We start from the raw sequence: 20,963 nt of genomic DNA on the forward strand, positions 1-20,963 counted from the left end.
GGCAACAGCTCTCAGCAGCTTCGCAGCAGCGTCCCGGCGACGGCTCACCCCTTGACGCAGATGACCTGCTTCAGTTTCGCGACCACCTCGACCAGGTCCCGCTGCTGCTCCATGACCTGCTCGATCGGCTTGTACGCGGCCGGGATCTCGTCCACGACGCCAGAGTCCTTGCGGCACTCCACACCCCGCGTCTGGTCCTCCAGGTCCTTCGTGGAGAAGCGCTTCTTCGCGGCGCCACGGCTCATCCGCCGACCCGCGCCGTGCGACGCCGAGTTGAAGGACGCCACGTTGCCGAGGCCCTTCACAATGTACGAACCCGTGCCCATCGAGCCCGGGATGATCCCGTAGTCCCCGGAACCGGCCCGGATCGCACCCTTCCGGGTGACCAGGAGGTCCATCCCGTCGTAACGCTCTTCCGCGACGTAGTTGTGGTGAGCGGAAATGACCGGGTCGAAGGTCACCCTGGCCTTCTTGAACTCCCTCCGGACCACGTCCTGGAAGAGGCCCATCATGATCGCGCGGTTGTGCTTCGCATACTCCTGGGCCCAGAAGAGGTCATTGCGGTACGCCGCCATCTGCGGGGTGTCGGAGATGAAGACTGCCAGGTCACGGTCGACCAGACCCTGGTTGTGCGGAAGCTTCTGGGCCTGCCCGATGTGGTGGTCGGCAAGCTCCTTGCCGATGTTCCGCGAACCGGAGTGCAGCATGAGCCAGACCGAATCTGTCTCATCAAGACAGAACTCGACAAAGTGGTTGCCGCTGCCAAGCGTTCCCATCTGCTTTGTGGCACGTTCGCGACGGAATTTGACCGAATCCGCCACCCCCTCGAACCGCCCCCAGAAGTCCTCCCACCCCGCCGTGGCGAAACCGTGCAGCCTCCCCGGATCCACCGGATCCGCATGCATGCCGCGGCCCACCGGGATCGCCTGTTCGATCTTGGAGCGGAGGCGGGAGAGGTCGCCGGGGAGGTCGTTGGCGGTGAGGGAGGTCTTGACTGCGGACATTCCGCAGCCGATGTCCACGCCGACCGCCGCCGGGCAGACCGCGCCCTGCATCGCGATGACCGAGCCGACCGTGGCGCCCTTGCCGTAGTGGACGTCCGGCATCACGGCCAGGCCCTTGATCCAGGGGAGCGTGGCGACGTTCTGGAGCTGGCGCATCGCGCCCTCCTCGACCGTCGTCGGGTCGGCCCACATCCGGATCGGGACCTTCGCACCCGGTACCTCTACGTACGACATTTCTCCTCAATTCCCCCGAAGTTTTAGTGATCCCCCGAGATGCAAGCAACTTTCGCAAAGCGCAAAAAGGGTGGGTAAAGCCCGCGAAATGGACAGCGGACCGGCATCCACACCGGCGTGTGCGATACACATTGTGGTCATCGGCCACCTTCGGGCGGCAACTAGATTTCCTCCGAAGGAGGCCTGCGAACGTGCCGCGAAAGCCGTCTGTGTACGTCAAGGGGTACGTCAAGGGGCCCGCCAGGGGGCGCGTCCCCGGCCTGGTGCCCGGCCTTGCGCTGCTCGCCGCCCTCACCATGGGCGCCACCGGCTGCTCAAGCGACAGCGGCACCGCGGACGGCGCGGTCGACGCCAAGTCCGGGGAGTCCGCCGCGACGGCCGCCCAGCCGGGCAAGTACCGCACGCTCCCCGAGCCCTGCCGGACCATCGACCGGCCCACGCTGAAGGCGCTGCTGCCGGGGGCGGAGACGCTGCCCGACGAGCAGCAGCAGCTGGTGTTCGGCGGCGATCCCGCGGTGACGTACGACACGGACCGGCGGGTCGGCTGCCACTGGAAGGCGGAGTCGCCGGACGCCACGCACCTGCTCAGCGTGGACTTCGAGCGGGTCGTCTCGTACGACGCCGCGGTGAGCGACGACGACCGCGCACAGGCTGTGTACGAAGAGAAGTTGGACGCCGCGGACCTGCCCGTGCCGCGCACTCCGGCGGCCCCTCCCGCCACCCCGTCCTCGACCGCGTCCCCCTCCGCCCCGGCCGTGACCGGCACCCCCGGAGCCCCCGATTCTCCTTCCGGTACGCCCCCGGCCGCCGACTCGACCGGCCTTGAGCCGCGTACCCTCGGCGGTCTCGGGGACGCCGCCTTCCTGGACGAGACGAAGGCGGGGTCGGCCGCGGCCCAGGACCTCACGGTCTCGGTCGTCTTCCGGACGTCCAACGTGATCGTGAGCGTCAAGTACGTCGAGCAGCCGGGCGGCACCGGCCAGATCCCGGACAGCAAGGCGCTCCAGGACCGGGCACAGGGCCTGGCCCGTAAACTCGCCGAGCAGTTCTCCTCCAGCAGCGAGTGAGCGAAAGAGCGAGTGACCGACAGCAGCGAGTGATCCGCACAGCGCGCGACAGAGAAGGAACCACAGGAACCATGTACCGAAAAGCCCCCCGTATCGCCCGCATACTGACCTGCGCGGTCGCCGCTCCGGCACTGCTCGTCGTGGCCGGCTGTTCGTCGGACTCCGGTTCCGGTTCGGGTTCCGGTTCTGACGGCGGCGCGAAGAAGGACCAGAGTGCCGCGGCGACGCAGAAGCCGTCGGCCGCTCCGACGGTGGCTCCGGCGAAGTTCCCGAAGCTGCCGGACGCGTGCAAGGCCCTGACGAAGGACACCATCGAGGAGCTGGTGCCGAAGGCCGAGGAGGCCGGCGGCACGGCGGACAAGTCCTCGGACCCGGAGATCCGCCGGGGCTGCTCCTGGAAGGGCCTGGACGACAAGGGCGTGAAGGGTTCGCAGTACCACTACCTGACCTACTCCCTGCAGCGCTTCGAGTCGAACCTGGCGCTGGGCAGCGGTGAGAAGCGGGCCGGTGAGCAGCTGGCCAAGCAGGTCACCAAGGTGAAGGGCAAGGACGGGGCGAAGGACGCCAGGACCAATCCGGTGAGCGGGATCGGTGACGAGGCGTCGATGACCTCGTACAAGGCGCGCGAGTCGGGCACGGACTTCCAGCACGCGGTCGTGGTGACCCGTACGGGCAATGTCGTGGTGACGCTGGACTACAACGGTGCGGGTTACTCGGGCGCGAAGCTGCCGGACTCGGCGGACCTGATGCAGGGTGCGCAGAAGGCGGCGAAGGAGGTCGTGGCGGCGATCGCCGCGGCGAACAAGTAGCAGCCGGTGGGCAGTAGAGGCCGACGGGCAGTCGCGGTCGGCAGGCAGTCTCGGTCGGCGGGCAGTAGCGGCCGGTGCGTACGGGGGTAGTCAACGACTTGACTACAACTGGGCCCGGTTTGGGATGGCTTGCGGGGGTTCGGTCCTTATCCGGGGATCGGGCCCCCGCGTGCGTGTGCCAGGCTGTGGCCGCCGGGCTGGTACCGCCGGGTGTGGACGTACGGGAGGGGATCGCGGGTGGCCGCGATGCAGTTGACACGCACTCACCGAATACTGATCGGCGTGGTGGTCGCCGGTGCGGTGGTCATTGCGGGGATCGGTTTCGCGGGTTCGTACGCGGCGGTGCGCGAGCTTGCGGAGGAGAAGGGCTTCGGCAGCTTCTCGCTGGTCTTCCCGATCGGCATCGACGCGGGGATCTGCGTCCTGCTGGCGCTGGACCTGCTGCTGACCTGGATGCGGATTCCGTTCCCGCTGCTGCGGCAGACGGCGTGGCTGCTGACGGCGGCGACGATCGCGTTCAACGGTGCGGCGTCCTGGCCGGACCCGCTGGGCGTGGGCATGCACGCGGTGATCCCGATCCTGTTCGTCGTCTCCGTCGAGGCGGCCCGCCATGCGGTGGGGCGGATCGCGGACATCACGGCCGACAAGCACATGGAGGGCGTGCGGCTCACGCGGTGGCTGCTGTCGCCGCTGCCCACCTTCAAGCTGTGGCGCCGGATGAAGCTCTGGGAGCTGCGTTCGTACGAGCAGGTGATCAAGCTGGAGCAGGACCGGCTGATCTACCAGTCCCGGCTGCAGGCCAGGTTCGGGCGGTCGTGGAAGCGGAAGGCGCCGGTGGAGGCTCTGATGCCGCTGCGCCTCGCGAAGTACGGAATCCCGATCGCGGACACCGCGGCGGCGGGTCTCGCGGCGGCGGGTATCGAGCCGATGCTGCTGCCTCCGGCACCGGTGGGGGCGTCGGCTGCGGCCGGTGCTCCGGCGTTGCCTGCGGCGCGGCGGGAGGGGGAGAGTGCGGGTACGGCGGATGCGGCGGACACGGGTGCGGATGCCCCGGGTCCGATAGCCGAGATGGCCGAGGAGGTGCACGGTCGCCCCGAGGCGCAGGACCGGCCCCGGGCGAACCTGGAGAAGCAGGTGCCGGAGGCTGAGACCGAGGCCAACGTTGAGACCGACGCGAACGCCGACGCCGACACCGACCGTCCCGTCCCTGCCGAGCAGCCGCAGGGACACCCGAGCCCGTGGTTCGCGGCGCCGGTCGGGCACTCGCAGGGGCCTGCGTATCCGGAGCAGCAGGGGCAGCAGGGGCAGTACGGCGCCGACGGGGACGCGCACCCGGTGATGGTGCCGTCCGGTCCCGGTCGCAGCCGGCCGCTCGGGGGCTACAACCCTGACTACGACGCCGAGTTCGGGCCCGACTTCGCGTCCGTCGAGGGCGCTGCGGAGGCCGATTTCGTGCTGGACGACGACGCGTACTACGACGCGTTCCGCAAGTGCGCGGGGGCGAACGGGGCGTTCCCGACGCCGCTGCAGTTCGGTTCGTACCTGGAGGACCTGTACGGGCAGCAGCTGCCGGTGGAGGAGCTGGAGACGTACACGAAGCGGTACGAGGAGCGGTTCCAGCTGGAGCTGGACGAGCACATCGCCTGAGCGCTCGATGGGCAGCGCTCAGTAGGCAGCGCTCAGTAGGTCCGGGCCTTGGAGCGCTTCTTGGCCGTCTCGCCGACGTAGGCGAGTGCGGCGCCGACGACGGCCATCGCGATGTAGAGCGCGGTGGGCGGGGTGAACCACAGGTGCAGCAGGCCCCAGTCGTTGTCGAACCAGGTGCGGCCGACGAAGCCGAGGACGCCCTGGATGGCGACGACCCAGCCGATGGTGAGGACGATTTCGTTCTTCATGGGACCAGGATCGCGCGCTGCGGGCTACGAGCGCGTCCTGCGCGGGTCGGAACGGAGAGCCCCGCAATCCACCAAAAGGTGCAGCGGGCTCTCGCCCTGAGAGCCACGATGCCTAGCCCCCTAGCCCCCTAGCCCCCAGCCCCCAGCCTCCTTGGGCAGCGGGGCCGCCCCCCGGGGGCGGAACGGGTGGGCAAGGGGGCGGCCCCCACGCGGAGCACGCCCCCTCACGACGGCACGCGCCCGCGACCGCTCGCGACCGCCCGCCCCCGAGACCGCCCCCCTACGCCCCCAAAAGCTTCCGCACCCGCTCCGCCCCCACCGCCAGCAGCAGCGTAGGCAGCCGCGGCCCCGTGTCCCGGCCCACCAGCAGCTGGTACAGCAGCGCGAAGAAGGTCCGCTGTGCCACCTTCAGCTCCGGCGTCGGCTTCGCGTCCGCCGGCAGCCCCGCCTGGATCTTCGGGACGCCGTAGACGAGCGTCGTCAGCCCGTCCAGCGACCAGTGCGTGTCGAGGCCCTCGACGAGGAGTCGGAGCGACTCCCGGTCCGCGTCACCCAGCTCGCCGAGCATCGAAGCGTCCGGCTCGGACCGCACCAGCGTCCGCTGGTCGGCCGGGACGTACGCGGTGATCCACGACTCCGCCCGGTCGAGGCGCGGTCGCACCTCGTCCAGCGACACGATCGGGTCCGACGGGTCCAGCTCGCTCAGGATGCGCAGCGTCTGGTCCTCGGCACCGGCCGTGATGTCGGCCACCGAGGCCAGCGTCCGGTACGGCAACACCCGCTCGGTACGCGGCAGTTCGCCCGCCGCCGTCCCGACCGCCCGCGCGTACGCCGCCGCGTCCGCCGGGAGGACGGACCCGTCGGCGACCTTCGACGACAGCTTGTCCCACTCGTCGTACAGCCGCTGGATCTCCTGGTCGAAGGCGATCTTGAAGGACTGGTTGGGACGACGCCGCGCGTACAGCCAGCGCAGCAGCGGCGCCTCCATGATCTTCAGCGCGTCGCCCGCGGTCGGCACGCCGCCCTTGGAGGACGACATCTTGGCCATGCCGCTGATGCCCACGAACGCGTACATCGGCCCGATCGGCTGCACGCCGTCGAAGACCTCGCGCACGATCTGCCCGCCGACGACGAAGGACGACCCCGGCGACGAGTGGTCGACGCCGCTCGGCTCGAAGATCACACCCTCGTACGCCCAGCGCATCGGCCAGTCGACCTTCCAGACCAGCTTGCCGCGGTTGAACTCCTTCAGGAAGACGGTCTCCGCGAAGCCGCACACGCAGGTGTACGACAGCTCGGTCGACTCGTCGTCGTAGGAGGTGACGGTCGTGAGGTCGCGCTCGCACTGCCCGCAGTAGGGCTTGTACGGGTAGTACGAGGAGCCGCTCGTGCCGTCGTCCTCGGCCGCGGCGCCGGAGCCCTCGGCGGCCTCCAGCTCGGCCTCGTCGACCGGCTTCTGCTGGGGCTTCTTGCCGGTTCCGCCCGGCTTCGACGGGTCCTTCTTCGTGCGGTACCTGTCCAGGACGGCGTCGATGTCCGCGCGGTGCTTCATCGCGTGCAGCACCTGCTCGCGGTACGTACCGGCGGTGTACTGCTCGGTCTGGCTGATGCCGTCGAACTCCACGCCGAGCTCGGCCAGGGCGGCCACCATGGGCGCCTTGAAGTGCTCGGCCCAGTTCGGGTACGCGGAACCGGCCGGGGCCGGGACCGAGGTCAGCGGCTTGCCGATGTGCTCGGCCCAGGACTCGTCGATGCCGGGGACGCCGTTCGGCACCTTGCGGTAGCGGTCGTAGTCGTCCCAGGAGATGAGGTGGCGGACCTCGTACCCGCGGCGGCGGACCTCGTCGGCGACCAGGTGCGGGGTCATGACCTCGCGGAGGTTGCCGAGGTGGATGGGGCCCGACGGGGAGAGGCCGGACGCGACGACGACCGGTTTGCCAGGCGCACGTCGCTCCGACTCGGCGATGACATCGTCCGCGAAACGGGAGACCCAGTCGGTCTCGGGGGTGCTGCTCTGAGCCACGGTCGGCACGTCCTTGGTTCTCCGGGTTCCTTGAGGGCTGCGTCTTGAAGGCTGCGTCAGCCATTCCTTGAAAGCTGGCGTACGCCAGCATTCCTTGAAGGCTGGCGTACGCCATTCTCCCAGACAGGCAGACGGCGGCCTCCCGAATTAGGTTGCGCCGGGCCCTGAGGAGCTGCGTGAAATACTCGAAGGCACAGCATGCCAAGAACCCACCAACAGGAACGGCACCCCATGGCCTCGGTCCCCTCCCTCGCTTCGACCGTCAACCAGCGGCTCGCGGACGCACTCTCGGCAGCCCTGCCGGATGCGGCTCCCGCGGACCCGCTGCTGCGCCGAAGCGACCGGGCCGACTTCCAGGCCAACGGGATCCTGGCCCTCGCCAAGAAGGCGAAGGCGAACCCGCGGGAGCTGGCGGCCACCGTCGTCGAGGGTCTGGCCACCGGTGACGTACTGAAGGAGATCGAGGTCTCGGGCCCCGGCTTCCTCAACATCACCGTCTCCGACCGCGCCATCGTCGAGACCCTCGCCGCCCGCGCCGCGGACGCCCGGCTCGGCGTCCCGTTCAACGAGCACGCGGGCACCACGGTCATCGACTACGCCCAGCCGAACGTCGCCAAGGAGATGCACGTCGGGCACCTCCGCTCCGCCGTGATCGGCGCCGCGATGGTCGAGATCCTGGAGTTCACCGGCGAGAAGGTCGTCCGGCGCCACCACATCGGCGACTGGGGCACCCAGTTCGGCATGCTCATCCAGTACCTGGTGGAGCACCCGAGCGAGCTGGACCACGGCGGCGCCGAGGGCGACCAGGTCGACGGCGAGGAGGCGATGTCCGCCCTGAACCGGATCTACAAGGCGTCCCGGGTGCTCTTCGACTCCGACGAGGAGTTCAAGACGCGCGCCCGCGACCGGGTCGTACAGCTCCAGGCCGGTGACCCGGAGTCGCGCGCGCTGTGGCAGCGGTTCGTCGACGAGTCGAAGATCTACTTCTACTCCGTCTTCCACAAGCTCGACATGCAGATCGAGGACGCGGACGTGGTCGGCGAGTCCGGCTACAACGACATGCTCGAAGAGACCTGCCAGATCCTGGAGGACTCGGGCGTCGCGGTCCGCTCCGAGGGCGCGCTGTGCGTGTTCTTCGACGACGTGAAGGGCCCGGACGGCAACCCGACCCCCCTCATCGTCAAGAAGTCCAACGGCGGCTACGGCTACGCGGCCACCGACCTCTCCGCGATCCGCAACCGGGTGGGCGACCTCAAGGCCAACACCCTCCTGTACGTCGTCGACGTCCGGCAGTCGCTGCACTTCAAGATGGTCTTCGAGACGGCGCGGCGGGCCGGCTGGCTGACGGACGACGTCACGGCGCACCAGCTGGGCTTCGGCACGGTGCTCGGCAAGGACGGCAAGCCGTTCAAGACCCGTGAGGGCGAGACCGTACGGCTGGTGGACCTGCTCGACGAGGCGATCGACCGGGCGACGACCGTCGTGCGCGAGAAGAACAACGAGAAGGTCGGCCTCTCCGAGGACGAGATCGTCGAGAACGGTGCGCAGATCGGCATCGGCGCCGTGAAGTACGCCGACCTGTCGACGTCGGCCGCGCGCGACTACAAGTTCGACCTGGACCAGATGGTGTCGCTGAACGGGGACACGTCGGTGTACTCGCAGTACGCGTACGCCCGGTCGAAGTCGATCAGTCGCAACGCCGCGGGCGCAGTCGAGCCGAAGCCGCACCCGGAGCTCGAACTCGCCCCGGCAGAGCGGGCGTTGGGCCTGCACCTGGACCAGTTCGGCGAGACGGTGGCCGAGGTGGCCGCCGCGTACGAGCCGCACAAGCTGGCCGCGTACGTCTACCAGCTGTCGTCGCTCTTCACGACGTTCTACGACCAGTGCCCGATCCTGAAGTCGGAGGTCCCGGCGGACGTGGCGGCCAACCGTCTGTTCCTGTCGGAGCTGACGGCCGCGACCCTGCACCAGGGCATGGCCCTGCTGGGCATCCGGACCCCCGAGCGCCTCTGACCTGCTCCTTCGTATGTACACGGGCGGCCCCGGCGGAAGTGATTCCGCCGGGGCCGCCCGTGTACGTTGCCGCTAGTACTGGTAGTCCTCCGCGGTCTTCGGGGGGACGGACCCCCACTCGTTCGCCCCGGGCGGGTGCTGGAAGTAGGGGCGTCCGATCGCGCCGCTCGTGCGGAACGGCTTGCCGTGGTCGTTGATGACCTCGATGCGGCGCTTGCCGCCGCTGGACCACTCCAGCTCCAGGTACCAGCTGACGTCGTGGCTGCGGGCGCGGGCGGAGACGTAGAAGACCTCGGGGTCGTTCTCGCTGATCTTGTACGGGAAGTCCCGCTGGCCCGCCTTGGGGCGGGTGGCGGGGCGGCTCTCGTCGAGGTCGACGCTGAACGACTTGGTCTCGACGCCACCGCCGCAGCCGACGCCCGTGGAGTACAGGGTCCAGGGCAGCGGCGGACCGCTCTGTACGACGCGTACGTGCAGGGCTTCCAGTACGACGGTCTCTTGCGACTTCCCCTGGAGGGTCAGGCCGACGAGCTGGTCGTCGGCGGAGACCGCGCGGTAGGAGGCGGCCCAGCCGGGGGCGTCCTGCTCGTTGGGGGGCGGGGAGACGTCCTTCGGCCCGCTGTCGACGAGGAAGTGCTGGGTGCACGGGTCCGCGTAGACGAAGGAGCGGGTGGCGACGGTGAACGGGGTGGAGCCGTTCGCGGCACCGCTGCCGCTGTTCTTGCCGCCGGCCTCGCCGCTGTTCTTGCCGCCGTCCTTGCCGTCCTCGCCGTCCTTGCCCTTGCCGGTTCCGGTCCCGTCTCCGGCCGGGGCGGAACCGTCCGGGTCGGGGGAGGCTGGGGTGCCGGAGGCATCGGTTCCGGGGGTCGAAGGGGACTGTGCCGGGCGGTCGGCCCGGCCGTCGGGGTTGCTGCCGTCCGACTGCTGCGAGGCCGCGGCGCCCACGGACCGCTTGCCGCCCGAACCGTCGTCGGGCCCACCGCCCAGCAGGTTCACGCCGAGCACGGTGGCGGCGCCGACGGCGAGGACGGTGGCCACGGCGATGAGGACGTTCCGCCGGGACTTGCGGGCGGGGGCACCGGAGCGGGTGGCGGCACCGGTACGGGTGCCGGTGCCGGTACCCGTGTCGAGGCCGGTGCTGGTGTCCGTACGGAGCGAAACAAGCAGGCCGTCGGATTCACCGGACGCACCTGACACAGGTGACACACCTGACGCGCCGGAAGCGCCGGAAGCGCCGGACGAGGAGGCGGATGCTCCGGCCTCATCAGGAGCCTCCGCTGCTTCGGCCGTCTCCGCCGCCCCCGCCGCCTCGGACACCTCAGATGCCTCGGCCGCCTCAGAGCCGTCCCCGGATCCGGAGCCGGCAGCGGACCCAGCCCTCGCCTCCGCTCCCGCCCCGGAACTCTTCTTCCCCCTCGCCGCATCCGCCAGGATCCACTGCCGATGCACCCGCACCATCTCGTCGGGCGTGGCCTTGCACAGCCTGGCCAGCCGCTCCACCGGTGCGAATTCCGTCGGTACGGCGTCCCCGTTGCAGTACCGGTGAAGCGTCGACGTGCTCATGTGCAGCCGTTTGGCGAGCACTCCGTAACTGAGGCCCGAACGGCCCTTCAGTTCGCGCAGCGATTCCGCGAGATCGGCCGCTTCTGCTGCCCCCGCCACCGGTCCTCCATCCCATTCCGGCGTTCCAGGGACGGCACATCGTCGCAGGTCACAGCCGGTACGAACGTTCCAGCGTCCCCGACTGCCCGTCAGCTCTGGCGGCTGGGACGCACCTCGATCAAAGCTTCAGGCATCAAAGCACGCCGCTCCGCTCCACCGGCCGAGCGGCCCCCTTCCTTCCCAACCACCGCACCGAAATGAGACATCTCATGTCCGCACGCATCACCCGCATCACCCGCACCGCCCGCCGCACCCGCCTGCTCGCCGTATCGGCAGTCGCACTCACCGCGGCGCTCTCGCTCACCGCCTGCGACAACGGCGAGGGCTCGAAGGACGCGGGGGCAGCCAACGGTTCCGTAGCCCCCACCGGCGGTTCCGCCCAGGCTGGCGGATCGGACGGCAAGCCCGCCGACGGATCCAAGCCGGGCCAGAGCGGCTCCACCGGAAACACCGGCACCACCACCGGAAACGGCAACAGCGGTACGAGCACCGGCAAGGACTCTCAGGGCTCCCAGGACTCCAAGGGCTCCTCCTCCAGCTCCTCCAACGGCTCCTCCCACACCTCCGGCTCCTCCGGTTCCACCGGCGCCTCCGACCCCAACGACCCCAAGAACCGCGCCATCTGCGACTCCCGCAACATCAAGATCACCGCCCAGGTGGTGAAGCGCCCCATCGACACCATGCTGCTCACGGCCACCAACACCGGCTCGAAGCTGTGCGACTTCGGCGGAGCGCCCATCCTCCGCTTCGAGGGCGCGCAGTCCGTACCGCCGGCCATGGAGGACACCAAGGGGCAGGCCGTGACCAGCATCAAGCCCGGCGAGAGCGCGTACGCGGCGGTGAAGCTCACCCAGGGCGACAAGACCGACGACCCCGGCTACTGGGCGAAGACCCTCTCCGTGGGCTTCTACAACATCAAGCAGAAGCCCCTCGACGGCTTCGTCAACGTCCCCCTCTCCGGCAAGGACGGCGTCTACATCGACTCGTCCGTCCGCGTCTCCTACTGGCAGAACGACCTCGACGCCGTCAGCAGCCTCTGACCGGCCTACACCAGCCCCCGCTCCGCCGCGCACCTCTCGAACAGCGTCGCCACCGTCCCGTGCGGAACGGTCGCCATGTGGGAGGTGGAGCGGCGCTCGGCGGCGGTCGGGCCGAGCAGCCGCAGCTTGGCGGCCTCCAGCGGCAGGCGCGGAACCTTCCGCTCCTGCCAGAGCCCGGCCAGGAAAAGACCGCGTCCGGCGCGCGACCTGGTCACCTGCACCACCCGCCCGGAAGCGGCCAGTTCCTCCCGTACGGCCTTGAAGCGGGCCGGGCTCCAGCCGGTCCACTGCTTGACCATGCGGTCGGTCGGGTCCGGCAGCGCTGCCAGCATCAGGAAGTACGCCGCCGCGTCCGCGCTCAGCCCGTAGGCCGCCGCGCAGGCCGAGACCAGGTGCGGCACCGACCGCGCGGGATCCTGTGCCCACCCTGCCGCGCTGCCCTTCGCGCTGCCCCTCGCGCTGCCCCCCGCGTGCTCCCCCGCGAGCTGATCGCCCCGTTCACCGGCGAGCTGCTCGCCCAGTTCCCCGAACTCGGGCGACAGGAGTATCCGCAGGTCCGCGATGCCCGGCAGCCCGTTCCTCGCCGGGACCCACTGCGAGGGCAGCACCGAGTCCAGGTAGTCGTCCAGCCGGTCGAGGACCGGGTCGTCCGCCCCGGAGAGCAGGGCCGGGTCCACCCGGACGTTGCGCATGTCGTACGTGGCGTCGTCCTCCACCGTCACCGCGGGGTGCGTGGTCAGGCCCGCGTCCTCGGGCGATTCGGGGGCGCCCATCAGGTAGTTGGACTGGACGGAGAAGAGGGTGAGCGGGCCGGGGCCCGCCGCCAGTTCGGACCGCAGCCGGCCGATCGCCGCACCGACGGCCGGCCGGACCGGGTCGCCCACCGGGGTCCGGTACGCCAGCCAGGCCGCGACCCGCACCGGACCGAGCAGGTCGGGCGGCCCGGCGAGGGGCGGCAGCCCGGAGGCGAGCACCTCGTCCCCCGAGACGAGCCGCCCGGCGGCCGCGTTGAACCGGAAGGTGGGCCACCACATCCGGTCCCGGCCCCGGTCGCGCGGCAGCGCGTCTTCTCCCTTGGGCCGTACGGACTCCTTGCCCGCGAGCGGGAGCAGTTCGATCGGCACGGGCATCGGCTCTCCGAACCGCTCCCGCCACCAGCGCACCGCCCGCTCGACGTCCGGCCCCTCGGTCCACAGCCGCTCGGGGTCGTCGGGCAGCAGCCGCTCGTACAGCGCGGTGATGTCGGCCCGGTCGAACAGCCCGGCCAGGCCGTCCGCCGCGGCGTCGACCTCCGCCCGCTTCAGCTGCCAGGCCTCCGGCCAGGCGATCGTGGTGAACACCGGGTTCGCGGTGGCGAGTTGGTACGGGTCGCAGTCCAGGTGCGCGACGAGCAGCAGTGCCGCGTCCGCCACCGGCAGGCCGGTCCGCCCGGCGAAATCGACGGCCAGCTCGGGCCGGGCGGGCACCCGCCCCCGTTCCGCCCACAGCTCGGCGAACCGTGCGTACCAGGAGGCGTCCCGCTGGGGCTTCAGCAGCTGTGCGGAGGTGGCCCCGCAGCCGCCCGCTGCCAGCGGGCCGCCTTCGCCGAACTCGCCCCGCGGGGCGTGTTCGAGCAGGATCCGGTGGTTCGGCGACGCCTCCAGTACGACGGCGGCCGAGGTCTCCGTCCGGTATGCCGCGCCGACGAATCCGGCCCGCTCGCCCTTCCATTCCGTACGGACGACCCGCCAGCGGCCGGCCTGCTCGGCGGCGGCGCCGACGAACGGCAGGTGCGCGTAGTCGGCGAACACCGCCGGTGCCACGGCGCTACGGTTCGGCCCGCGGGACTCGTGGCTCAGGGCCTGGCGGGCAGTGAAGGCGTGCAGGCTCTTCAGCTGTCGAGCCAGGCCGTGACCCGCTTCGAACTTGGCGCTCGGGGCCGTGAGCTCGCCGCGCCAGATCGCGACGGACGGGTCCGTGGCCAGCTCCGCCAGCCGGTGACAGACCAGACCGAGTCCGCTCAGGGCGGGCTCTCCCCCGCCCTGCCCCTCCCCGGAACCGCTGCCGAGGGGCCGGGGGTGGGAGCCCCCGGACGGCTCGTGCGCACCCGTGCGATTCCCCGCGCCGTTTGACGCCCCTGCCGAAACCGCGCCCTCCGACGCCCCTGCCTCAGCCGAGGTATTCGATGCCCCTGCCGAAGCCGAGGCACCGGCCGCACCGCCGCCCTCCGCACGGACAGCGGCCGCCGTCCTCCACCCTTCCGGAGCCAGCTGCGCCACCGTCCGCTCCAGCCCCGCCAGACAGTTGGCCCCGACCTGGAGCACGTACCCCCGGCTCCCCAGCCGGGCCCGCTCGCTCGCGTAGACGGATTTCACGGCCGTTCCCGCGAGCAGCTCCGCCACCTCGGACCGGTCCGCGGCCGCTCCTTCCGGCCCTTCCGGCAGCTCCGCCCGCACCAGCTCCACCACGTCCACCGCCGCGAACTGCTCCGCGGCCCCCGCGTCCTTCAGCGCGGTGTCCACCGCCGCCCCCGCGTGCGCGAACCGGCCGAGCAGCAGGGCGAGTTGCTCCAGCGAGGGCCCCCTCGCCAGCAGCTCCCGCTCCGCCGCGCACCATTCCCGCACCACCTCGTGCCCCGTCCCATGGGCGTACAGCGGCGGCAGCTCGGCCCAGCCCTTGGCCTCGTGCGGCTGGTACCAGGTGTTGCCGCCATAGGTGACGTCGCCCCGCATGTCGAGTCCCGCCCGCAGCAACGCCCGCAGCTCCCTGGCGAACCGGGGGTCCGCCCGTACGAACCGCAGTTCCGGCCGCCGCTCCACGTGCACCGAGGAGAGCCTGAACCCGCCCAGCAGCTCCGGCGGGTCCGTGACCGGCACTCCGTGCTCCAGCAGCAGGTCGACCAGGTCCAGGGGCAGTCCCTGCGGCCAGCCCCGGCTCGACGGGTCGTAGCAGATGTCCACCGGCACCCCGTCGGCCGTCAGCCGTGGCGCCAGCCGCTCCGCCAGGTCGTACATCCACTGCTTCGGACAGTTGCGCCGGCCGTTGAGCGAGTTCAGACAGCGGCGCAGCCACCTCGCCGTCTCCCCATCGGCCAGTCCCGGTTCCTTCCCGGTGAGCCTGGCCATCAGGCCACTGCGGTCGAGCAGCTCCGCCCACAGTCCCTGCCAGGACGTCCAGGGCCCCGGAACCAGCCGCAGCGCCCCCGCCCGCACGGCCTCCGGCTCGCGCGCCACCGCCAGGTCGAAGGCCTTCCCCTTCAGCACGTCCGTCCAGAACTCGTCCTTGTTCAGCCAGATGTCCCGCACCAGTCCCGAATCGACGAGGACCGCCGCGAGCTCCTCCTCCGGATCGAGCCCGGCGCCCTTGGCCAGCTTGCGCACATCCGCCGCCAGCTGCGGGTAGACCCCGTCGCCCCCGCCCGCGGCAGCCGCGCGCCGGGTCACCAGCTCCCGGAACTCCGCCGCCCGCGCGGGCGTGCAGGCGCCCTTGACGCCCAGTTCCTTCGCGCGCGCCCGCACCGCCGTGGCCGAGAGCGCCTTCGCGTCCGCGTACTTCAGGTACCGCGCCCGCACCCACTCCTGGTCCATCGGGTGCCCGCGCTCCCGCTCCGCCTTCCTGGACCGCCCGAAGTAGGCCCCCGCCGCGTCCGGGTCCGCCCCGAACTCGGCGTCGAGACAGGCCTCCGCCGCCGCGTCGAGGAACACCGGCAGCAGCACCGGCGCGGACTTCTCCAGCCCTTTGAGGAAGGCGTCGATGCTCTTCTTGTACGCCCCGCACTCGCGCAGCCCGTCCGCCGCTTCGAGCACGACCTCCACCATGCCGGGGTGTGCGGCCAACACCCGCTCGGGGAAAGGCAGTTCGGCATCGCCCACGCGGCCCGACAGCCCGGTCGCGAACCCCTCGGCCCGCTCCCAGCCGTCGTGCCGCATCACCACGTCCCGGTAAGGCGCGGTCTCCTCCCCCATCACCTGGACAAGGCGCCGCCCACTGACCGCGTGGACGTACGCCCTCGCGATCAACCCCTCATCGGCCTCACCCGAGACACCGTCCCGAACCTGGACCCCCGCACCATCCCGGACCCGGCCCCCGGCTCCGTCCCGGACCCGGACCCCCGCCGCTTCCAGCGCCTCCCGCCACACCGGATCGGCCGCCGCCAGCTCCTCCGGCACGACGACGTCCGAAGCCGCCCACTCCTCCGCCCGCTCCGCGCACTCCCGCCCGTGCGCACGGGCGATCTGCTTCAGTCGCCGCATCCGCGCCAGCTCCGGATGCCCCTCCACCTTCCGGGGCAGCTGCTTCAGCTTCCCGCCCCGCGGATTGCGGAACACCCACGCCAGCTCCGCGTCCAGCCCCGCCGCGTACCCGTCGACCTCGATCTTCCACAGCACCCGAACCGCCCCCGTCCCGCCCGCACTTCACCCCGTGAGCAGCCGCACTCCGCCCGCCCGCCGACCCGTTCCCGATCAGTGCATCCACTCTAGGTTCCCCCACTGACAACGCCCCCTCACCCCCTCCCACCTGCACTTTCCCCCTCCCCACGCACCTCGCGGTAACCACCCACAAATAGGTGCGTACTTGATCGGCCGGACCCCTCGCGCCCATCCTCGAAGGACCCCTTCGAGGGGTCCACCAAACCCGCACCCACTCCCCGGAGGAGCACCCCGCCATGCCTACGAACACACCCGCCCCCGTCACCTTCCTCGGCCTCGGCAACATGGGCCAGGCCCTCGCCTCCGCAGCCCTCACGGCAGGTCACCCCACCACCGTCTGGAACCGCACCCCCGCCCGCACCGGCCCCCTCGCCACCCGGGGCGCGACCCCCGCCGCCACCGTCGCCGACGCGGTCGCCGCGAGCGAGCTCGTCATCGCCTGCCTGCTCACCAACGACACCGTGACCGAGGCCCTGACCCCCGTCGCCGAGTCCGGCGGCCTCACCGGCAAGACCCTCGTCAACCTCACCAACGGCACCCCCAACCAAGCGCGGGAGATTGCCAGTTGGGCAAAGGACCACGGTGCGGCGTACGTCGACGGCGGCATCATCGCCGTCCCGGAGATGATCGGCGGCCCCGCCGCGTACGTGTACTACAGCGGCGACGAAGAAGCCTTCACCGCCCACCGCCCGACCCTCGCCCGCTTCGGCGACACCCGTTTCGTCGGCACCGACCCGGGCTTCGCCGCGCTGTACGACGTCGCGCTGCTCACCGGCATGTACGGGCTGTTCTCGGGCGCCACCCAGGCGCTCGCCCTGATCCGCTCGGCGGGCCTGCCGACCGCCCCGTTCGCGGAGGAACTGAACCAGTGGCTGGCCGCGATGGCCCCCTCCACCGCCCACTGGGGCAAGGCCCTCGACACCGACAGCCACCTCACGGACGTCTCCAACCTGAACGTCAACCAGGCCGCCCTCCCCAACCTCCTCACCACCCACCTCGACCAGGGCCTCCCGGTCGACCTGATCACCGGCCTCCAGCCCCTGCTGGACCGCGCGGTCGCCGAGGGCCACGGCCACGACGGCCTCTCCCGCCTCGCGGAAGTCCTCAGCAGGTAGCAGCCACTGGCCGCTCCCGGTGCTCCAGGACGCTGTGCGTACCCTCCAGGGATGTTCCGCACATCCGCATATCCGCCCGCCGGCCGGACCGGACAACGAGCACTCGGCGTGACCGCCGCGCTGCTCCTCCTCACTGCCGGATGCGCCACGGGCGGCGACGGCGGGACCGAAGCCCGTAAAACGGCACCCGCCCCCACCCGCGCCTCCGCCTTCCGCGCGGCGGACCTCCAGCCCGGCGCACCCCTCCCCCTCACCGGCGTGACCTGGCAGTTCACCGACACGCACGACGGCAGCGGCGACGGCAAAGTCGGGTTCGAGAACAACGCCCGCATGACCATCGCCGACGACCTCTCCGTACGCGGGTTCACCGGCTGCAACGACTTCACCGCCCGCGTCTCCTTCCCCGCACTCACACCGGAACAGAAGGCGCACCACGCGGACGAGACTCCGAACCCGATCGCCTTCCACGACGTCACCGTCGACAAGAAGGCGAAATGCCGGACGGAACTGAGCGACAGCCTCGAAGGGTTGCTGCAGAGCACGCTCCGGACACCCGGACTGACGTACGTCCAGCTCCCCTACGAGGACTCGCTGGCGCTCATGACCGGGGGAGCTCTGGCCGCGACGCACATCAACGCCAGGGTCGCGCCGCTCACCTCTGAGGAGCTCGGCCCCCTCACCGGCACCAAGTGGTACCCGGACAAGCCCAATTGGCCGGTGGGCGAGGACACGGCCCCGTACTTCTGGATCGAGGAGGACGGTACGGTACGCGGCCACACCGGCTGCCGCCCCTTCACGGCCCGCGCGAAGACCGACACCACCACTCATCGCCTGACGTTCTCCGGTCCGCAGACGCAGGGCCCCCGCAGCTGCGGGGACGAGGAAGGGACGTACGAGAAGGCCTTCCTCCGGAAGTTCGACGAGACGTGGAAGTACGAGCAGAGCTTCCACCGGGTCTTCATGCGCCGAACGTCGGACGACAAGGCCTTCTTCGCCTACACCCCCGGTCCGCCGGAGACCGCTGAACCCCCTGCGTCACCGGCCGACACATGGCAGGACGACCACGAACTCACCGGCCCCCGCTGGACGGTGGACTCCCTCGCCCCGAAGCCCGACTCCTCCGGCTCCGGCAGCGAACGCATCGCCCCCGCCCCCGGCGCCTACCTGCGCATCGACGAACGGGGCTTCGCCATCGGCCACACCGGCTGCGAGACGTTCACCGCCCAGGCGAACATCACGGCCGACCGGGTCACCGTCCATCACGTGGCCGAGGTGACGACGAACGGCACCCGCTGCTCCGAACCCGACCGGACCGCAGGCCACGAGTTCCTGACCCGCTTCGCCTCCGGCTTCCGCTACGAACGCGACGAGTCGGGTACGGGCTGGAGGGCCGAACCCCTCAACGGCACACCGGGGTTCACCCTCACCACCTCCTGACCCCCGTCCCCCTCGAACTCGCACCACACGACCTTCCCGACCTCCCGCTCCCCGACCCCCCACCGGTCGGCCACCAGCCCGACGAGCAGCAGCCCGCGCCCGTACTCGCACTCCAGCTCCGGCCGCCCGACCGCCACAGTCCCGCCACCACTGTCGTGCACCTCGATGCGCAGCAGATCACTCTCGGCGAGTACCCGGAGCTGGAACCCGCGTCCCCGCGGGACGCCGTGCTCCAACGCGTTGGTGGTGAGCTCGCTGACGCACAGCAGTACGTCGTCGACGAGCGCGCGCATGGACCAGTCCTCCAGCGCCCAGCGGGCGAACGCCCGCGCGGCGGGGACGGACCTGCGGTCCCGGCGGAACCACTTCTCTCGCAGCAGCGGCGGTTGGGCCGCCTGTGTTGTCTCGTTCACGGGACGAGAGTTGCGGAGAGTAACTACCGTGGTACACGGCATGCACCCGTACACCTTTTTTGTACGGGCGCGCACAGGGTCAAGTCCCGTACGGTATGGGGAGTTTCATGAGCATGAGCCCCGGTAGGCGTCCACGGAAGAACACGTCCGCCATGAAAATGGTGGGCAAGCAACTCAGCGCCGCCCGCCGCGCGGCCGGATACACCCAACGAGCCCTGTCCGAGCACCCGGACGTACCGGCCGACGAAGAGACCATCGCCTCGATCGAGCAGGGCCGAAGGCTCCTCCAGCTCGAACTAGCCGAGATCCTCGACGCCGTCCTGGACACCAAAGGGACGCTGGCCGCAGGCGTGGACAACATGCCAGAGGTCGACCAATTCCCGCTCTGGGCCGAGAAGTTCATGGCCCAGGAACAGGAAGCGATCACCATCTCGCTGTACGCCAACCAGGTCTTCCCGGGCCTGCTCCAGACCGAGTCGTACGCGCGCAACGTCTTCCACAACCGCGTCCCCGGCTATACCCCGGAGAAGATCGAAGCGCTCACCACGGCCCGCATCGAACGGCAGAAGATCCTGTACGCCGAGGACCCGCCCGAGGTGAGTTACGTCATCTGGGAACCAGTCCTCCGCCTAACCCTGAGCACGAACAGGGAGGATCACCGGACGCAACTGCTGCACGTACGCGCCTGCATGGACCTCCCTAATGTCACCGTCCAGGCCCTGCCCCTCGCGTCGGCCGAACACGCAGCCCTAGACGGGCCGTTCGTCCTCATGGAGACCCCGGATCACCAGCACATCGCGTACACCGAAACTCAGCGCGGCAGCCAGTGGGTTTCCGTTCCGGACGACGTATCCATCCTCGCCAGCAGATATGCAATGCTGCGGTCACAGGCCCTCACACCCCAGAGATCCAAGGCCTGGCTGGACGAGCTGCTGGGAGAAGAATGACCACCACACTGCACTGGTTCAAGTCGAGCTACAGCGGCAGCGACGGCGGCGAGTGCCTCGAAATCGCCTACGACTGGCGCAAGTCGAGCCACAGCGGCGACGAAGGCGGCCAGTGCGTCGAAATCGCCACCCACCCCACCGCCATCCACGTCCGCGACTCCAAGAACCCCGACGGCCCCACCCTCACCCTCACCCCCACTGCCTGGGCCGCCTTCGCCCGTACGGTCTGAAGGTCCCGCCGCACCCCGCCGAAAGCCCCGCCGATCCGGGGCCTTCGGCCGCTCCAAACGGGCCGAACGGCACGCCTTTCCCCACCCGCCCCGTACGAACCTGGGACTGACCCTCCCCACCCCAGCCCAGGATCGGCCCCGCATGTCTCCGCGCACGTCCACCTTCGTACGCCGCCTCGCCCTGCCCGGCACGGCCCTGCTCGCCGCGCTGCTGGTCACCGGCTGCCAGGACACCACGAAGGCGCCCGTACGCTCCGCGTCCCCGTCCGTACCGGCCACGGCATCGCCGACCCCCACCGAGTCCGCGACCCCGACGCCGACCCCCACCGCGACCGCGACCAGCACGCCCACGGCGATACCGACACCTTCCGCTGCCACACCGAAGCCCCCGGCGCCCCCGGCGCCCCCCGCGCCCCCGCTCCGCCTCGTAGAGCCGCCCGCCCCCCAGCGCACCCACACCCCGAAGCCGCCGAAGCGCACCAAGGCCCCGGCTCCGGATCCGGCCCCGGCGAGCGGCGCGATCCTCTCCCCCAGCGGCAGGCACTACGAGGCCGGCCAGTTCTGCCCGAAGAGGCTGCGCGGCGTGAGCACGGTGGACGCGAACGGCACTGCGATCACCTGCCAGGCCGCCCCCGGCGACCGCCCCCGCTGGCACTGACGGCCAG

The 20,963-nt window shown here is 70.7% G+C and carries 16 protein-coding genes; 10 read left to right on the plus strand and 6 right to left on the minus strand.

The window, feature by feature from the left end; translation table 11 throughout:
- Positions 1–44: 44 nt before the first annotated feature.
- Positions 45–1,238: an RtcB family protein gene (locus tag ACH4SP_RS24830; RefSeq protein ID WP_398417709.1), complete on the minus strand. Its 1,194-nt coding sequence runs from the start codon at positions 1,236–1,238 to the stop codon at positions 45–47.
- A gap of 191 nt (positions 1,239–1,429) precedes the next feature.
- On the opposite strand from ACH4SP_RS24830, the gene ACH4SP_RS24835 reads away from it, so the two are divergent.
- The 3 genes from ACH4SP_RS24835 (at position 1,430) to ACH4SP_RS24845 (ending at position 4,761) form a co-directional block, all read left to right on the plus strand.
- Positions 1,430–2,305, plus strand: a complete 876-nt coding sequence (locus ACH4SP_RS24835; RefSeq protein ID WP_398417710.1) for a DUF3558 domain-containing protein — start codon at positions 1,430–1,432, stop codon at positions 2,303–2,305.
- A 71-nt stretch (positions 2,306–2,376) separates the two neighbouring features.
- Entirely contained in the window at positions 2,377–3,114 is a 738-nt protein-coding gene (locus tag ACH4SP_RS24840; protein WP_398417711.1) for a DUF3558 family protein, read from the plus strand.
- 237 nt (positions 3,115–3,351) lie between these two features.
- Positions 3,352–4,761 carry a DUF2637 domain-containing protein gene (locus ACH4SP_RS24845; protein WP_398417712.1) on the plus strand — a complete coding sequence of 470 codons (1,410 nt, stop codon included), beginning with the start codon at positions 3,352–3,354 and terminating at the stop codon, positions 4,759–4,761.
- A 32-nt stretch (positions 4,762–4,793) separates the two neighbouring features.
- Here the strand turns inward: ACH4SP_RS24845 and ACH4SP_RS24850 are convergent, their stop codons facing one another.
- Together ACH4SP_RS24850 and lysS are read right to left on the minus strand one after the other, a co-directional pair.
- A complete protein-coding gene (locus ACH4SP_RS24850) occupies positions 4,794–5,009 on the minus strand; it encodes a hypothetical protein (RefSeq protein WP_398417713.1) in 216 nt (71 codons plus the stop codon).
- 280 nt (positions 5,010–5,289) lie between these two features.
- Complete coding sequence (gene lysS, locus ACH4SP_RS24855) at positions 5,290–7,041, minus strand: lysine--tRNA ligase (protein ID WP_398417714.1); 1,752 nt, start codon at positions 7,039–7,041, stop codon at positions 5,290–5,292.
- A 222-nt stretch (positions 7,042–7,263) separates the two neighbouring features.
- Between lysS and argS the strand changes: the two genes are divergently transcribed.
- Positions 7,264–9,045 (plus strand): arginine--tRNA ligase, encoded by a 1,782-nt coding sequence (gene argS / locus ACH4SP_RS24860; protein WP_398417715.1) that lies wholly within the window; start codon positions 7,264–7,266, stop codon positions 9,043–9,045.
- A gap of 72 nt (positions 9,046–9,117) precedes the next feature.
- Here argS and ACH4SP_RS24865 read toward each other — a convergent pair whose 3' ends face one another.
- The gene (locus ACH4SP_RS24865) at positions 9,118–10,707 is read right to left on the minus strand and encodes a helix-turn-helix domain-containing protein (RefSeq protein WP_398417716.1); all 1,590 of its coding nucleotides are present in this window, start codon (positions 10,705–10,707) and stop codon (positions 9,118–9,120) included.
- Between the two features lie 209 nt (positions 10,708–10,916).
- Here ACH4SP_RS24865 and ACH4SP_RS24870 point away from each other — a divergent pair, with 209 nt between their 5' ends.
- Entirely contained in the window at positions 10,917–11,747 is an 831-nt protein-coding gene (locus ACH4SP_RS24870; protein ID WP_398417717.1) for a DUF4232 domain-containing protein, read from the plus strand.
- A gap of 5 nt (positions 11,748–11,752) precedes the next feature.
- Here the strand turns inward: ACH4SP_RS24870 and ACH4SP_RS24875 are convergent, their stop codons facing one another.
- Positions 11,753–16,114 (minus strand): hypothetical protein, encoded by a 4,362-nt coding sequence (locus ACH4SP_RS24875; protein WP_398417718.1) that lies wholly within the window; start codon positions 16,112–16,114, stop codon positions 11,753–11,755.
- Between the two features lie 278 nt (positions 16,115–16,392).
- Between ACH4SP_RS24875 and ACH4SP_RS24880 the strand changes: the two genes are divergently transcribed.
- A complete protein-coding gene (locus ACH4SP_RS24880) occupies positions 16,393–17,271 on the plus strand; it encodes an NAD(P)-dependent oxidoreductase (protein ID WP_398417719.1) in 879 nt (292 codons plus the stop codon).
- Positions 17,272–17,322: 51 nt separating this feature from the next.
- The gene (locus ACH4SP_RS24885) at positions 17,323–18,708 is read left to right on the plus strand and encodes an META domain-containing protein (RefSeq protein ID WP_398417720.1); all 1,386 of its coding nucleotides are present in this window, start codon (positions 17,323–17,325) and stop codon (positions 18,706–18,708) included.
- Here the strand turns inward: ACH4SP_RS24885 and ACH4SP_RS24890 are convergent.
- A complete protein-coding gene (locus ACH4SP_RS24890; protein WP_398417721.1) occupies positions 18,627–19,121 on the minus strand; it encodes an ATP-binding protein in 495 nt (164 codons plus the stop codon). The genes ACH4SP_RS24885 and ACH4SP_RS24890 overlap by 82 nt on opposite strands.
- A gap of 152 nt (positions 19,122–19,273) precedes the next feature.
- On the opposite strand from ACH4SP_RS24890, the gene ACH4SP_RS24895 reads away from it, so the two are divergent.
- The 3 genes from ACH4SP_RS24895 to ACH4SP_RS24905 all read left to right on the plus strand — a co-directional run bounded on the left by ACH4SP_RS24895 (position 19,274) and on the right by ACH4SP_RS24905 (position 20,956).
- Positions 19,274–20,068 carry a Scr1 family TA system antitoxin-like transcriptional regulator gene (locus ACH4SP_RS24895; protein WP_398417722.1) on the plus strand — a complete coding sequence of 265 codons (795 nt, stop codon included), beginning with the start codon at positions 19,274–19,276 and terminating at the stop codon, positions 20,066–20,068.
- Complete coding sequence (locus ACH4SP_RS24900; protein ID WP_398417723.1) at positions 20,065–20,298, plus strand: DUF397 domain-containing protein; 234 nt, start codon at positions 20,065–20,067, stop codon at positions 20,296–20,298. The genes ACH4SP_RS24895 and ACH4SP_RS24900 overlap by 4 nt, the downstream gene beginning before the upstream one ends.
- 142 nt (positions 20,299–20,440) lie before the next feature.
- Positions 20,441–20,956 carry a hypothetical protein gene (locus ACH4SP_RS24905; RefSeq protein WP_398417724.1) on the plus strand — a complete coding sequence of 172 codons (516 nt, stop codon included), beginning with the start codon at positions 20,441–20,443 and terminating at the stop codon, positions 20,954–20,956.
- Positions 20,957–20,963: the final 7 nt, after the last annotated feature.

The sequence above is a fragment of the Streptomyces sp. NPDC021093 genome, from assembly GCF_044333135.1.
Lineage (GTDB): Bacteria > Actinomycetota > Actinomycetes > Streptomycetales > Streptomycetaceae > Streptomyces.

Bases quoted from the DNA above. Each gene is read 5' to 3' on its own strand.
- ACH4SP_RS24830 (WP_398417709.1), bottom strand. From the start codon at position 1,238: ATGTCGTACGTAGAGGTACCGGGTGCGAAGGTCCCGATCCGGATGTGG.
- ACH4SP_RS24840 (WP_398417711.1), top strand. From the start codon at position 2,377: ATGTACCGAAAAGCCCCCCGTATCGCCCGCATACTGACCTGCGCGGTC.
- ACH4SP_RS24850 (WP_398417713.1), bottom strand. From the start codon at position 5,009: ATGAAGAACGAAATCGTCCTCACCATCGGCTGGGTCGTCGCCATCCAG.
- argS (WP_398417715.1), top strand. From the start codon at position 7,264: ATGGCCTCGGTCCCCTCCCTCGCTTCGACCGTCAACCAGCGGCTCGCG.
- ACH4SP_RS24870 (WP_398417717.1), top strand. From the start codon at position 10,917: ATGTCCGCACGCATCACCCGCATCACCCGCACCGCCCGCCGCACCCGC.
- ACH4SP_RS24880 (WP_398417719.1), top strand. From the start codon at position 16,393: ATGCCTACGAACACACCCGCCCCCGTCACCTTCCTCGGCCTCGGCAAC.
- ACH4SP_RS24885 (WP_398417720.1), top strand. From the start codon at position 17,323: ATGTTCCGCACATCCGCATATCCGCCCGCCGGCCGGACCGGACAACGA.
- ACH4SP_RS24895 (WP_398417722.1), top strand. From the start codon at position 19,274: ATGAAAATGGTGGGCAAGCAACTCAGCGCCGCCCGCCGCGCGGCCGGA.
- ACH4SP_RS24900 (WP_398417723.1), top strand. From the start codon at position 20,065: ATGACCACCACACTGCACTGGTTCAAGTCGAGCTACAGCGGCAGCGAC.
- ACH4SP_RS24905 (WP_398417724.1), top strand. From the start codon at position 20,441: ATGTCTCCGCGCACGTCCACCTTCGTACGCCGCCTCGCCCTGCCCGGC.